The sequence below is a fragment of the Acetobacter sp. genome (assembly GCF_047721705.1).
In the GTDB taxonomy this organism is placed as follows: domain Bacteria; phylum Pseudomonadota; class Alphaproteobacteria; order Acetobacterales; family Acetobacteraceae; genus Acetobacter.
On sequence record NZ_JBDNXK010000034.1, the window covers coordinates 20,498 to 32,478 of the forward strand.

Annotated in this window: 14 protein-coding genes; 6 read left to right on the forward strand and 8 right to left on the reverse strand. The window is 59.6% G+C overall.

The window, feature by feature from the left end; genetic code table 11:
• Positions 1 to 29: 29 nt before the first annotated feature.
• Entirely contained in the window at positions 30 to 515 is a 486-nt protein-coding gene (locus ABF824_RS07690; protein WP_415487702.1) for an NADH-quinone oxidoreductase subunit B family protein, read from the forward strand.
• Here the strand turns inward: ABF824_RS07690 and ABF824_RS07695 are convergent.
• From ABF824_RS07695 to ABF824_RS07705, 3 genes are all read right to left on the reverse strand, one after another.
• Positions 475 to 1,455 carry a DMT family transporter gene (locus ABF824_RS07695; protein WP_415487704.1) on the reverse strand — a complete coding sequence of 327 codons (981 nt, stop codon included), beginning with the start codon at positions 1,453 to 1,455 and terminating at the stop codon, positions 475 to 477. The genes ABF824_RS07690 and ABF824_RS07695 overlap by 41 nt on opposite strands.
• 81 nt (positions 1,456 to 1,536) lie before the next feature.
• The gene (locus tag ABF824_RS07700) at positions 1,537 to 2,412 is read right to left on the reverse strand and encodes a CDP-alcohol phosphatidyltransferase family protein (protein ID WP_415487706.1); all 876 of its coding nucleotides are present in this window, start codon (positions 2,410 to 2,412) and stop codon (positions 1,537 to 1,539) included.
• 53 nt (positions 2,413 to 2,465) lie between these two features.
• Positions 2,466 to 3,164 carry a phosphatidylserine decarboxylase gene (locus tag ABF824_RS07705; RefSeq protein ID WP_415487725.1) on the reverse strand — a complete coding sequence of 233 codons (699 nt, stop codon included), beginning with the start codon at positions 3,162 to 3,164 and terminating at the stop codon, positions 2,466 to 2,468.
• 139 nt (positions 3,165 to 3,303) lie between these two features.
• Here ABF824_RS07705 and ABF824_RS07710 point away from each other — a divergent pair, with 139 nt between their 5' ends.
• Both ABF824_RS07710 and ABF824_RS07715 read left to right on the forward strand, forming a co-directional pair.
• A complete protein-coding gene (locus ABF824_RS07710; protein WP_415487708.1) occupies positions 3,304 to 4,008 on the forward strand; it encodes a lysophospholipid acyltransferase family protein in 705 nt (234 codons plus the stop codon).
• A gap of 439 nt (positions 4,009 to 4,447) precedes the next feature.
• The gene (locus ABF824_RS07715) at positions 4,448 to 5,509 is read left to right on the forward strand and encodes a hypothetical protein (protein WP_415487710.1); all 1,062 of its coding nucleotides are present in this window, start codon (positions 4,448 to 4,450) and stop codon (positions 5,507 to 5,509) included.
• A gap of 23 nt (positions 5,510 to 5,532) precedes the next feature.
• Here ABF824_RS07715 and gloB read toward each other — a convergent pair whose 3' ends face one another.
• The gene (gene gloB / locus ABF824_RS07720) at positions 5,533 to 6,258 is read right to left on the reverse strand and encodes a hydroxyacylglutathione hydrolase (RefSeq protein ID WP_415487711.1); all 726 of its coding nucleotides are present in this window, start codon (positions 6,256 to 6,258) and stop codon (positions 5,533 to 5,535) included.
• 54 nt (positions 6,259 to 6,312) lie between these two features.
• Between gloB and ABF824_RS07725 the strand changes: the two genes are divergently transcribed.
• Both ABF824_RS07725 and ABF824_RS07730 read left to right on the forward strand, forming a co-directional pair.
• Positions 6,313 to 7,029, forward strand: coding sequence for a methyltransferase domain-containing protein (locus ABF824_RS07725; RefSeq protein WP_415487713.1), 717 nt, complete (start codon positions 6,313 to 6,315; stop codon positions 7,027 to 7,029).
• A complete protein-coding gene (locus tag ABF824_RS07730; protein ID WP_415487715.1) occupies positions 7,026 to 7,538 on the forward strand; it encodes a hypothetical protein in 513 nt (170 codons plus the stop codon). Before ABF824_RS07725 ends, ABF824_RS07730 begins: the two co-directional genes overlap by 4 nt.
• Here ABF824_RS07730 and ABF824_RS07735 read toward each other — a convergent pair whose 3' ends face one another.
• The 4 genes from ABF824_RS07735 to ABF824_RS07750 all read right to left on the reverse strand — a co-directional run bounded on the left by ABF824_RS07735 (position 7,539) and on the right by ABF824_RS07750 (position 10,907).
• The gene (locus ABF824_RS07735) at positions 7,539 to 8,534 is read right to left on the reverse strand and encodes a glycosyltransferase family 32 protein (protein ID WP_415487717.1); all 996 of its coding nucleotides are present in this window, start codon (positions 8,532 to 8,534) and stop codon (positions 7,539 to 7,541) included.
• 135 nt (positions 8,535 to 8,669) lie between these two features.
• Positions 8,670 to 9,194 carry a YdcF family protein gene (locus ABF824_RS07740; protein WP_415487727.1) on the reverse strand — a complete coding sequence of 175 codons (525 nt, stop codon included), beginning with the start codon at positions 9,192 to 9,194 and terminating at the stop codon, positions 8,670 to 8,672.
• An 80-nt stretch (positions 9,195 to 9,274) separates the two neighbouring features.
• Complete coding sequence (locus tag ABF824_RS07745) at positions 9,275 to 10,240, reverse strand: cell division protein FtsX (protein WP_415487719.1); 966 nt, start codon at positions 10,238 to 10,240, stop codon at positions 9,275 to 9,277.
• Positions 10,233 to 10,907, reverse strand: a complete 675-nt coding sequence (locus tag ABF824_RS07750) for a cell division ATP-binding protein FtsE (RefSeq protein WP_415487721.1) — start codon at positions 10,905 to 10,907, stop codon at positions 10,233 to 10,235. Before ABF824_RS07750 ends, ABF824_RS07745 begins: the two co-directional genes overlap by 8 nt.
• Positions 10,908 to 11,132: 225 nt before the next feature.
• Here ABF824_RS07750 and ABF824_RS07755 point away from each other — a divergent pair.
• A partial coding sequence (locus tag ABF824_RS07755) for a zinc-ribbon domain-containing protein (RefSeq protein ID WP_415487723.1) occupies positions 11,133 to 11,981 on the forward strand: 849 nt, incomplete at its 3' end.

The following is an 11,981-nucleotide window of genomic DNA, read 5'->3' on the forward strand; positions in this document are numbered from 1 at the left end:
TTGAGACGACCAGGAGGGAGGACGTCATCGTGTCGATCGTTCTGATGCGCGCGCTGTTCACGTCTCTCGTGACACCGGCGGGGCCTGTGCTGCCTCCGGTCGTGTCGCGATCCCCCTTGGCGTTCTTTCATGTCGATAGCGGAGGGTGCGAGGCCTGCGGGCTTGAAGTCGAAGCGCTCATGACCGGCAATTATGGTCTTGCGGAAGCCGGTGTGGCCTTTGCCAACACCCCGCGGACGGCAGATATGCTGCTCGTTACAGGAGCGTGCTCCCGCATGATGGCGCCTGTCGTCAAGGCGGCGTGGGCTGCCATGCCGGAACCGAAAGGACTTCTGGCTGTCGGCACCTGCGCGATCGACGGTGGTCCGTTCAGCAACAATTACGCAGTGCTGGGTGGCCTTCAGGCGCACGCCTCTGTTGATTGCGCGATTCCGGGCTGCCCGCCTTCACCCGACGCCATTCTAGACGGCATCATCAGGTTGCTGTCTCCGGGCACGCCCCGCCCAGCGGTATAGAAACGCGTTTTTTCCGCCTGCCTGAAACGATGAGATAACCTGCGACAGCGAGGAGCACCATTGCTCCGCCGAGGATGGCCACGCCTTCCGGCTGCTCACCAAAAGCCAGCCACACCCAGAACGGTCCCAGAACGACATCGAGCAGGGTAATCAGCCCGGCTTCCGATGGCGGGATATAGCGGCTGCCCAGCAGGAACAGCAGGAAGCAAAAGGCCTGCGTCAGAACACCAAAGGCAGCCAACATGCATAATTCTGCGGATGTGGGCAGAAGCGTTCCGGAGCTGTGAAACAGGGCAATCGCGAAGCAGGCGAGAGAACAGAAAGCGCTCGCGATCCCTGTGACGAATGGCGTGTTGTACCGCGGCCAGCGGCGGGAAACGACAATCGATGCTGCGAATGTCAACGTCATGATGAAAGCCAGCCCATCACCGGCAAGACCTGCGGAACTCATGGATGACAAAGCCATGATCGCCACACCGGACAGGGCGACAAGCGCCGCGCAAAGGGCGGCTTTCTCAGGGACTTCCTTCAGAATAAGGAAGGCCAACGCCATCGCGAGAAGCGGGGTGGTGGAATACATCACCATCACATTCGCAACCGTCGTGGCGTTGAGTGAGGCGACGTAACACAGCATGGAGATGGACAGAAACGGGACGACGATCAGGCCGCCAATGCCGATGGACTCGCGTATTCTGAACAGCGTACGTCCATACAGGACGAAGGACAGTGGCAGCAGAATCAGCGTGGCGAACAGGGAGCGCCATGCCACAACGACCCATATATCCATGCCGCTGAGTGCACGGACAAACAGGCCGCCGCCGCTCCACATGACGGCGGCCAGAGCAACAAGGAGAGCCCCGTACAGGGGGCTCTTCTGTTCGACAGTGGAAGATGGCGGAGAGGCAGGCGAGGGCCCGTCCACTACAGGGTGTGCGTCCATCGTGTCACACGACAGTCTGTCAGAGGTTGTCGAATCTTTTCCGGTTAAAGCAGTCGCTACCTTCTGACGAGAACAGATGCGTCATGCAGCCGGGTGCGGAACCGACGAAGTTTCTTCTTCCTCTTCTTCTTCCTGCAAAGCCTCCGCCGCACGGCGCAAACGCTGGAAACTCATGCGACTGACCGGAAGAAGCGCGACATAGACAATGCCCATCGCCGCAAGCACCCCCCACGGATCCGCCACGAGCGCCACGACATAAGCACCCAGCCCGACCATCATTGGCAGCACGAATTTTGCCGGCACCTTGAAGTTCTTGAAGGACCATACAGGCAGCGTTGAAACGAGCAGGAACGCCGTGCTGGTCAGGGTCAGGATCGGCAGCCATGGCAGACGCGTTATTTCGTACAGGCCGGAATATCCGAGCTTTTGCGCTTCCAGCCCAAGAAAAACCGGGAACAGCGCCAGTCCGGCCCCAGCAGGCGCGGGCACGCCAGTAAAGAAATTACTGGCATATTTGGGACGTTCCTCAACACCGTCGAGACTGGCGTTGAACCGCGCAAGCCGCAGGGCCATGCACACGGTGAACAGACTGCAAGGCAGGAAGGCATAGCGTCCGCTATCCTTCAGCGCCCAGAGATAGAGCACGAAAGATGGGGCGACACCGAAGCACAGGAAGTCTGAAAGACTGTCGAACTCCGCCCCAAACCGGGTCGAACCGCGCAGAAGCCGTGCGATACGCCCATCAAGCCCGTCGATGATGGCCGAGACCAGCAACGCCAGTGCGGCATAGTGAAAGCGCCCGTCCAGCGCGAAACGCATGCCCATCAGTCCGCTGCACAGACCAAGCATGGTCAGCAGGTTGGGAATCAGGCGATTGAAAGAGGGGCCGCGAACGCGCGCACGCCGTTGCCGCGCTCCCCGAAGTCGGCGACGCCTGCGTCTCAGGGGCTCAACCATGCAGAATACGTCCCGTTCTCATGCTTTCCCGTTGTCCTGACCGTACGAAGAAATCAGGCACCGAGATCAGCCAGAACGGTCTCGCCTCCCACCATTGTCTGTCCCACGGCCACCTGGGGCACAACGCCCGGCGGCAGATAGACATCGGTGCGGGAGCCGAAGCGGATCAGGCCGAAGCGCTCGCCTGCTTCCAGACGGTCCCCTTCCTTGACGAAACAGACGATCCGGCGCGCAACGAGGCCGGCGATCTGCACCACGGCGACCATCCGTCCATCCGGCAGCGTGACGCTCAGCGCATTACGCTCATTGTCCGTGGAGGCCTTGTCGAGGCTGGCGTTGAGGAACTTGCCTTCATGGTAGACGATTCGGGACACCGTTCCGGCTACCGGCATGCGGTTCACATGCACGTCCAGCACAGACAGGAAGGTCGCAACGCGCCATACAGGCGTCTCTCCCATGCCGAGTTCCACGGGCGGCGCGATCTTTTCGATCGACACGATCCGTCCGTCAGCCGGTGCCAGTACCAGTCCCTCACGCGGGGGCGGCACGCGCTCCGGATCGCGGAAGAAATACAGGCAGAAGCCGAAAAACAGCCCGCTGGCCGCGCTGATGCCCTTGATGACCGGGCAGTTCAGGCGCCTTCCCAGATAATGCGTCGTCAGAGCGACAGCACCGGACGCGCCGAGGAACGGATAAGCCTCGGGGTGGGGGCGGGAAAAGACGAGTTTGAGAGAGCGGAATAGGGACATAATGCCGTTCTTGGCCGTTCGGAGGGCAGGAATCAAGAGTGATCAACATCTGCAACCGCCTCGGGTTGCGCATCCGGGACTTTTCTGGTCTCCATCCGCCCCGAATAAAGACCCGTCATGCAAGCCCGGAGGCCATAAGTCCGTGAGAGTGATCGGTTCCATCCTGTTCCGGATTTACATCGTCGTCATTTCCGTTCTGATGGGATGGCTCTCCATGCCAATCCGCCTGTTCGCGCCGCAGTATGCCTTGCCGTATGCAAAGCTGTGGGCGCGGCTGTATCTGGCGGGCGGACGTCTGTTCTGCGGCATTCGCACCCATGTCGAGGGGCTGGAAAAGCTGCCAATGGACAAGCCCTTCATCATTGCATCCCAGCATCAGTCGGCTTTCGACACGCTGGTCTGGATGAATCTGGTGCCCCGTCCGACCTATGTGATGAAAGAGGAACTGCTCAAGGTTCCTTTCGTCGGCCCCATGCTGAAACTGACAGGCATGATCCCTGTGGAGCGCGCCGGGGGAACCAAGGCGATGCGTGGCTTGCTGAAGCGCACAGAACAGGCCGCTTCAGAAGGGCGGCAGATGATCATTTTCCCGGAGGGCACACGCATGCCCTATGGCGCGACCACCTCTCTCAAGCCGGGTATCGTGGCGATGGCACGACACACGGCGCTGCCAGTCTATCCAGTCGCCACCAACTCCGGGCTGTGCTGGCCGAATCGTGGCTTCCTGAAGAAGGCGGGGACTATCTCCGTTGTCGTTTGTGACCCGGTTGAAGCAAAAGGCCGGGGAGAAATGCTCGACGCCATTGAAACGGCATGGCGTGAAACTCAGTCGCTTCTGACGAAGTGAATTCTGCTTGACAAAGGAGATGCTGACATTTTCCCGAACCCCTGTGGATAACTCTGTGGGATAACCCTCGCGGGTAGTCTTCTTTAATAGGGGATGTGAGAAAATGAGGCGTTCTCTGGGGTTCCTCCAAGTCAAGCGGATAATTTTACGAAAATGTCATTTTTCCTCTTGATCGGCTGATTTCTGCCGTTTTTTGTGGGTTTCCCCAAGGTGCGGTAAAGAATTTTTTAGGGATGTCTCATCCGTCGATGCTGTTGAGGAAATAGTGGACGACTCAGTCGACGTCCTGTGGATAAAACTGTGTAAGTGATTTTCTGCATGGGGCGAAAGACGGGAAATTCTTCTTTTCTCTCCACCGCTTGCTTCAAAAAACTGACACATTGTACGAGACCGGAATTACGGTGTGCATGAGTTTGGAGGTCCTCCGGTGGGATGGAAAATGAGTCTCGTGGCTGGAGCGAGTCTTGCCATCCTTCTGGGTGTCTCTGCGCCTTTCATCATTCGGGCTGAAGAACGGAGTCTGCTCCATGCTCTGGAGCATCAGCAGAAGCAGATGGCGGCGCAGGGATGGAAGCTGACGTGGCGGCAGGCCGTTCCTCACGCCGCACTTCTGAAAATACGGCTTGACCTGACGGATGTGCGTCTCACGGGTTCAGTAGGAGGCCGCACGCTCAGTTACGGGTGCAATCAGGTAGGAATAAGCCATGCTCGCTTCTCCTCTCGTGTCACGGTGGAGGCTGGCGGCACACACGCGTTGTTGCTGACCCATGGCAATCAAACCGATCTGGCCGTGCGCCTTGTCGGAGCAGACGCCAATCTGGTCGTTCATCCGAATGTTACACCTTTGGAAGCGCTGCTAGCGGTTCCGGCCGCCAGTATGGAGGTCGAATCCTTTCCAGCCTCTGGCCTCACCACACCTTTCGCCCTAAGGTTTAAGTCGCTTTCGAGTGTGCTGCGCTGGCAACCAGTCAGCAACGGGCAGGCATCGCTTCTGGCCAGTGATACGACGGTGACACAGCTTGTTCTGTCTCAGCGGATCGCTGGTCTTGGCGATAGTGTGGAAAATATCCGTATCGCGCTTTCTTCAACCGGCCTCACCAGTTCTGACGATGAAGTGCCAGAGACCATCCTGCATATCGGCGAGGGACATTTCGGGCCCGCTTCTTTCTCTTTGGCGGGGAAGCTTGCGTGGCAGGCTGACCCCGTGGGCGAATTCGACCTGACCATGCGGGGGCTTGATAATGCCGTGCATCAAATGGCGGTGTCCGGCGTGGTTGCGCCGGAAATCGGTCGGTTTACTGAGGTTCTGCAAAAAATAGCGTCCAGAAGCGTGACCTCGTCCAATGTGTCCGAGAAAAAGAACGAACAGTCCTCCGACACGTCATCTGTGACACTCAGTATGCCGCTCCGTTTACGAAGCGGTGTGTGGTCGGTGGGAACGATTGAAGCAGCTTCGCTGGCACAGTGGCTGAAAAGCGGAACCCGAAGCGAAATGCCCTGACAGACTGCAACGGCTCAGGTCCGTCAGGCGAGATCTTTTTCGCGTCTGAGTCTGCCAAGTTCCTCAGGCGTATCTGCCCGAACAAAAGGATTGCAGGCCCGTTCCGACGCCAAGGTGGAGGGCAGGGAAGGCAGCCCACGCGCGCGTAAATTCGAGACCTCTTCGGCGCGTTCCTTGAGGGCCGTATTGTCTGGGTCCACGGCGAGCGCGAAACGGGCGTTGGATGTTGTATATTCGTGTCCACAATAGACACGTGTCTCATCGGGCAGGGCATCAAAGGCATGCAGGCTTTTGAACATCTGCTCCGGCGTGCCTTCAAACAGACGACCGCATCCAAGACTGAACATCGTGTCGCCGCAGAAAAGGGACGGTGGTTCGTTAAAATAGTAAGCGATATGACCGATTGTATGTCCCGGTGTTTCCAGCACGAGAGCCTTGCTGCTGCCCAACATCACTTCGTCTCCTGCACGCACGGCCCTGTCGAGTGGGGGGAGGCGTTTCGCATCGGCGGCGGCGCCAATGATTTTCGCGCCGTAACGCTCGCGTAGGGTTTCCGCCGCCCCAATATGGTCGGCGTGATGGTGGGTGAGAAGAATGACATCGAGCCGTCCTCCCTGCGCTTCGATCGCGGCCCGGACAGGGGCGCATTCACCGGGGTCCACCACCCCGACACAGCCGGTTTCCTCGTCTGTCAGCATCCAGACATAATTATCGGAGAGAGCTGAGATAGGCAGAACGCTAATCGGCATGAGAAATGCTCCGTTAATGATACGTCTGGCGTCTTTCATGATAATGTACGTGCCATGCAGGATGAAGTTCGTTCCGCAAATGTGTTTTATGAGGCGGCGACCGGAGCGGGGGCCGTGCGTCTGCTGGCGCGCCATCTGACTGCCGCATGGCCCGATCTGTCAGGGCAAACGCTGCTTGGCATTGGATATACCCAGCCGTTTCTTCCTCTGTGGGAGGAGCAGGCGGCTTTCATCGTGGCGGCGCGTCTGGGTAACGGGACGTCCAGCAGTTCACGCCGTTCATCGTATGCTGAGTGTCTCATTGATGGAGCGTCACTGCCTTTTCCAGATCTGTCCTTCCATCGGGTGCTGATGGTGCATGCGCTGGAGACGACGCAGGCCAGTCGGGATCTGTTGCGGGCCGTGTGGAAAGTGATGCGGGACGATGGAAAACTGCTGCTTGTCGTTCCCAATCGTCGCGGTGTGTGGGCGCATAGCGACACAACGCCATTCGGGCAGGGGACGCCTTTTTCGCCACGTCAGATACGCGAGCAGATGCGAGAGTCCATGTTCCATGTCGAGAGCTGTGGAACGGCGCTTTATCCGCCGCCATTTCCACCACTGCATCGATCTCGTTTGGGGGACTTTATCGAAAAGGCGGGCAGCACGGTCCTGCCGTCCTGTGGTGGCGTGGTCATTGTCGAAGCCGTGAAGGATATGTGGGGCGGTTTGCCAGTCACCACGACCAATACCTGTTTCGACCTTGTACGGCAGGTGCTGCCGACAGGATGATGACGCTGGTGGAAAGGCGGATCGCCTTGTTGAATACCATGCTGCTCGAGGCCTCAAGCGCGACAAGGGTGCTGGAGCAATGGTGTGAGCAGCAGGGACTGGGGGAAGCGCCGGTCAGGCTGACTGTGCGGCAGGAAGAAGCCCCTTTTCAGCCGGTTCCTCCAGAGGCGGCGCATGTATTCCCGCCCAATGAACCTCTGAAATATCGGCTGGTGGCCCTCTGTTGCGGTTCGCTGGAGGTAGCGTGGGCCGACAACTGGTATGCGCCTTCTCGCCTGCCTGCCCCGATGAATGAAAGACTCGATACGACATCCGTGCCGTTCGGGCGTGTTGTCGCGTCCCTGAATGTCACGCGGGATAATCTCGATAGCACGGTGCTGTGGCAGGAAGGGCAACCTCTGTCCGCGAACACGCCGATCCTTCGTCACATCGCAACGGTCTGCCGGAGCGATGGACTGCCTTTGAGTCTTGTCAGGGAAACTTTCAGCGGCGTTTTGCTGGGGGCCTGATCAGTAGGCCAGCTTCCAGTTCGTGTCGGCGTTCTGGCGATAGGAGAGTTCGCCCTCAGACAGCGCTACTGTCCGATAGAAGCTCTCCGGCTGGAGTGAAAGGTCGGAAAACAGTTCCGGAACACCTTCGCTCATCGCGACGGCATCCATGATGGCCATGGAGAACAGGCCCGGCCCGGTGGCGATCCACGGGCTGAGGCGCTGATGCTGGTTTGCTGCCACTGTCAGCACAGTCACGGCTTGCTGAAGCAATGCAGCCAGGGCGGGATGTCCCGGTCGGGCCGCAATGAACCAGTTGTTGACGCAGGGGGGCGGACCCGGCGACCAGTTGACGACAAGTCCTGCGCCCGGCGTAAGCAGGCTGGCGAGCGGGCCAACCCGATGTTCGTCAGCGTCTATGTAGGTGCCGCCTTCTCTGGCCAGCCAGCACAGACGGAAAAAGTCCGACCGGCCAGCCACATGCTCGATGCCCTGCCACACCGTCAGAATGGCTTGAGGATAGTGCGCAGTGATGTAGGCGGTGGCCTCTTCTTCATTGACGAGGCTGTGCTGGAAGCCGGGTTCTTCCCGTTGCCAGAGTGTGACCAGATCACGCACGTCTTCAGGAAGATCGGGTTTATCCCAGAACTGCATCAACTGGTGGGGAATGGCCGTTTCAGACACGCGATGCGTCTGCATTCCCAGCAGACCGCTGCCGATGATGATATCCAGAAACGGCAGCCAGCAATGGGCGAACCGGCGTGTGATGACGTGCGCCGCGCGGCCCCACGCGAGAGCCTGCTCTTTCTCGCCAGCCGCCAGCATTGCCAGTGATTCTGCGCAGAGTGCCGCGTGAAAGCTGCCATCATGCAGGGCTTGTGCAAGATCACCCCGCAGAGCCGCTTCGGCTTTCTGCCGCAGCGCTGATGAGCCGGTCCCGGTTTTGAGCGCCTGTTCCAGCGTATGGCCAAGCAGCCAAGGCTGCTGCGGCAGGATATCAGGCAGCAATGACGGCATGTGGCGAGAGAATTCCTGAATTAAAGCTGACTGGAAAATGATCTTTTCAGTCTGCAAGCTGAAAGTGAATATTCTCTATAAAAGTGTCGGTCGCAGGAAGACAAGGTCGGGGCTGCCAGACCATGAGCGGTGTGCTCAGGAGGCATCGACTGCATGTCGGAAAGCGGAGACCGGCCCGATAGAGGCGAGAAGGAACTTTCCGTATTCCCGCACGAGCAGTCGCCACGTGTCGCGGGTGAACTGGCGTTTCAGAGCGGGTGGCTGGGTTGGATAGGGGTGAATGATCACCCCCGGCACCATGCGGGATATTTCCAGTTCGGCGCGCCAGATGTGATACCCCGCCGTAACGACGATCAGGCTCCGGATATGGTTGGCCCGAACCCAGTGCCGTGCTTCTGTGGCATTTCCCGCTGTGGACGTGGCTTCACGGCCAAGAGTGATGCGGGATGCCACTGTGGGGGGCAGATCGGGTGCCAGATCGTTCAGTGTGACGTGTGGATCGACGCCCGAAATCAGCAGGAGCCGTCCACGTCCGCGTTGCAGCAGGGAGAGCGAGGTTTCCACCCGCCCCGTGCCGCCTGTCAGGGCGACGATGCCATCGGAGACCGGAGGATCCGTTGGTTCTTTTAAGGCGCCACGCACGAACAGGCCAAAACCCATGAGCAGTAACAGGCACAGACTTGCGCAACACAGGCGCACAAGTTTCCAGAAGGGGAACCTCTGGCCCGATGAAGGCGTCTTCATGGAAGCCGCCGCAACCAGACCCGCACAATGACCTGAGCGGTCAGCCAGCCGATCAGCGTTACGGCCAGCGGAACGCAGGCAAGACCGATGAGCAGGGACTGCGGCGCATCGCCACGCAGAAGGGTGCCCAACGCACTGGAGCAGAATGCCCACCAGCCCCGCAACGCGCCGGGGGCGCTTTCATCCGCGCTCGCTCCGGCAAGGGGTGCCATCAGACGTGTTAGGAAAGCGATCGGCGGTAGGGAAAGCAATGTTCCCGCAATTCCACCGCCGAAGGACAGCAGGGCGATGCGCCCCCCGAAACGCCGCGCGACATAGCCGTCGGATGCTCCCAGCTCATGCAGGATCGTCACGCTCTCCCGCCTTGCACTGAGACCGAGCCGCGTAGCCATGCCGATAACAGCCGCTCCAATCGCGCCGACCAGAATGAGTGCCAGCCCGGCACAGGCCACAAGACTGCTGGCAATGGCGTGCAGTTGTCCGCGCCAGTCATCGTTCTTCTCGACCAGTGTGCCGGGAGCCTTGGCGACCAGATCGGACATCAGCGTGTCAGACAGGGTAGCGTCCGGTGCGAGATCGACTTCAATGACAGCAGGGAGCGGGATGGCGGCGGTGGATGTGTCGCCGATCCACGGTTTCAGCAGCCTGTCGAGTTCTTTATCATCAAGACGATGCGCTTTCACCACCGAGGAATCGGCCTGCAGGGCAGTCAGAACCGCCTGAAGGCGGGAGGGCATCCCGGCATGCCCTGAAGCAGCGGGTCTGTCCGGGTCGGGAATCTGCACGGTCACGAGGTTTGCGGCGCCTTTCGCCCACCGCGCGGACAGGGACTGGGCTCCTACGGCGCAGGCGAAAGTCAGCGACGCCAGCAGACTCATCGCCGCCACCATCAGGACAAGGCTGCGATCGGGGAGTGCGCGGGCGAGCGCAAGCCCATCGCGCATGCGGCGACTCTTATTCATCGGCTGTCAGGCGTCCCTGCCTGAGATTCAGGGCGGGAGCGGGAAAGCGCTGCACCAGCGTATCGTTGTGGGTCGCCACGATGACAGTCGTTCCCAGAGCCGAAAGTTCACGGAACATGCGGATCACGCGTTCCGCCTGACTGTCTTCCAGCGCATTGGTAGGTTCATCGGCCAGCAGGAGACCAGGCCGAATGACAACGGCGCGGGCGATGGCCGTGCGCTGCTGCTCGCCACCTGAAAGCTGGTTGGGGCGCGCCTGACGGCGTTCGGCAAGGCCGAGCCAGTCGAGAATGGAACGGACCTCCTGCGATACTTCTTCATCGGTGCGGCGTTGCAGGCGGAGCGGCAGGGCGACGTTGTCCGCGACGGAGAGTGTCGGCATCAGGCGATAGTCCTGCGGCACCATGCCGATTCTCTGTCGGAGGCGGGAGAGGGTGAAACGTTTCACCTGCGGATTGATGTCCGTGCCGAGAATGTCCATCTTGCCCTTCGCGGGCAGGGCTTCAAGATGCAGCAGGCGTAGCAGTGTGGATTTCCCGGCGCCGGAGGGGCCAAGCAGCCATCGAAAGCTTCCCTGAGGCACGACGAAACTGATGTTCCGCAGCGTGGCCTGTCCGCCTTGCGGTATGGCGCCCTGGTGCCAGGTAACGTCATGGAGGCGGATCATGTGCGACACACTCCCAAGCGTGCGGAGAGAAGAGAAAAATATAGGCAACCATACCGTGGCAAAGGATATTCTGTCGATGACGCTCTCATTGAACGCGGTATTGTCCCCGTGCGTTCTCGTTTAGAAATGTTTAGAGATTGGGAACGGATCGTAAGGTATGGTGCCCAAGACGGATGTGCGTGGTCGCGGCGTTGAAGATATCGCGATCGGAGAAGAGGAACCCGGATGCTGATTGTTTGCCCGTCCTGCGGCATTAAATATAATGTGCCAGAGTCCTATCTGAAAAAGGACAGGACGCTCAAATGCGCCAGCTGCGGGACCAGTTGGGTGGTTCCCGCGATCCGTCAAACGGATGTTCCCCCTGATGAACAGCCTTCTGGGGCGCAGATTCCGGCAAGTGAATCACCGAAAGCCGAGCCTGTTGCAGAAAAAACACAGGAACCGGTTGCTCCTGCCGCTGAACAGACATCCTCGGTTGCTGCGCCAGTAGCGGAATCCCCGCTCCCGGAAGCTTCAAAGTCGGAGGTCGGGCCTGACGGCACTGAAGCCGCGCGGACGCCTGAGCCTCCTATACAGGAACCGCCCAAGGAACCCCCTCCGGCCCCGGTGCAGGAGCCGCCACCTGCCGAGCCTCTTCCAGAGCCTCTCTCGGAAAAGCCCGAGCCACTTGAACCGTTTGCTGAAGCTGCCGCTCCACATCATGTGTTTGAAGAGGCCCCTGAAACCGAAGCTGTTCCGCAAAAGATTCATCCGGCGGAAGTGGCTACGGCTCCCGACGAGCGGCATGAAGATCATGCGGTTCATGGCGAAAAGGAGAGTGTTTTCTCATTCCTCGACGAAGAGGCTGAGGGGAGAAAAGACGATCACGCAGCAGCTTCGAATGAGCCTCCGCAGAGTCATGCCCACGAGGAGGCAGAAAAGCCTTTCAGTTTTCTTGATTCCTCCGATGACCGCGTTGTGCATCGTGGGCGAGCGGATGAGGAAAAGCCACCGGCAGACGATGAAGAAGACAGCGGTGGTTTCATAGACTGGGACGCGCACGAGAAAAAAACAGCGGGCGCGCAGCCTGAAGCG

Bases quoted from the DNA above. Each gene is read 5' to 3' on its own strand.
- ABF824_RS07695 (WP_415487704.1), bottom strand. From the start codon at position 1,455: ATGGACGCACACCCTGTAGTGGACGGGCCCTCGCCTGCCTCTCCGCCA.
- ABF824_RS07700 (WP_415487706.1), bottom strand. From the start codon at position 2,412: ATGGTTGAGCCCCTGAGACGCAGGCGTCGCCGACTTCGGGGAGCGCGG.
- ABF824_RS07715 (WP_415487710.1), top strand. From the start codon at position 4,448: ATGAGTCTCGTGGCTGGAGCGAGTCTTGCCATCCTTCTGGGTGTCTCT.
- gloB (WP_415487711.1), bottom strand. From the start codon at position 6,258: ATGCCGATTAGCGTTCTGCCTATCTCAGCTCTCTCCGATAATTATGTC.
- ABF824_RS07725 (WP_415487713.1), top strand. From the start codon at position 6,313: ATGCAGGATGAAGTTCGTTCCGCAAATGTGTTTTATGAGGCGGCGACC.
- ABF824_RS07730 (WP_415487715.1), top strand. From the start codon at position 7,026: ATGATGACGCTGGTGGAAAGGCGGATCGCCTTGTTGAATACCATGCTG.
- ABF824_RS07735 (WP_415487717.1), bottom strand. From the start codon at position 8,534: ATGCCGTCATTGCTGCCTGATATCCTGCCGCAGCAGCCTTGGCTGCTT.
- ABF824_RS07740 (WP_415487727.1), bottom strand. From the start codon at position 9,194: ATGGGTTTTGGCCTGTTCGTGCGTGGCGCCTTAAAAGAACCAACGGAT.
- ABF824_RS07745 (WP_415487719.1), bottom strand. From the start codon at position 10,240: ATGAATAAGAGTCGCCGCATGCGCGATGGGCTTGCGCTCGCCCGCGCA.
- ABF824_RS07750 (WP_415487721.1), bottom strand. From the start codon at position 10,907: ATGATCCGCCTCCATGACGTTACCTGGCACCAGGGCGCCATACCGCAA.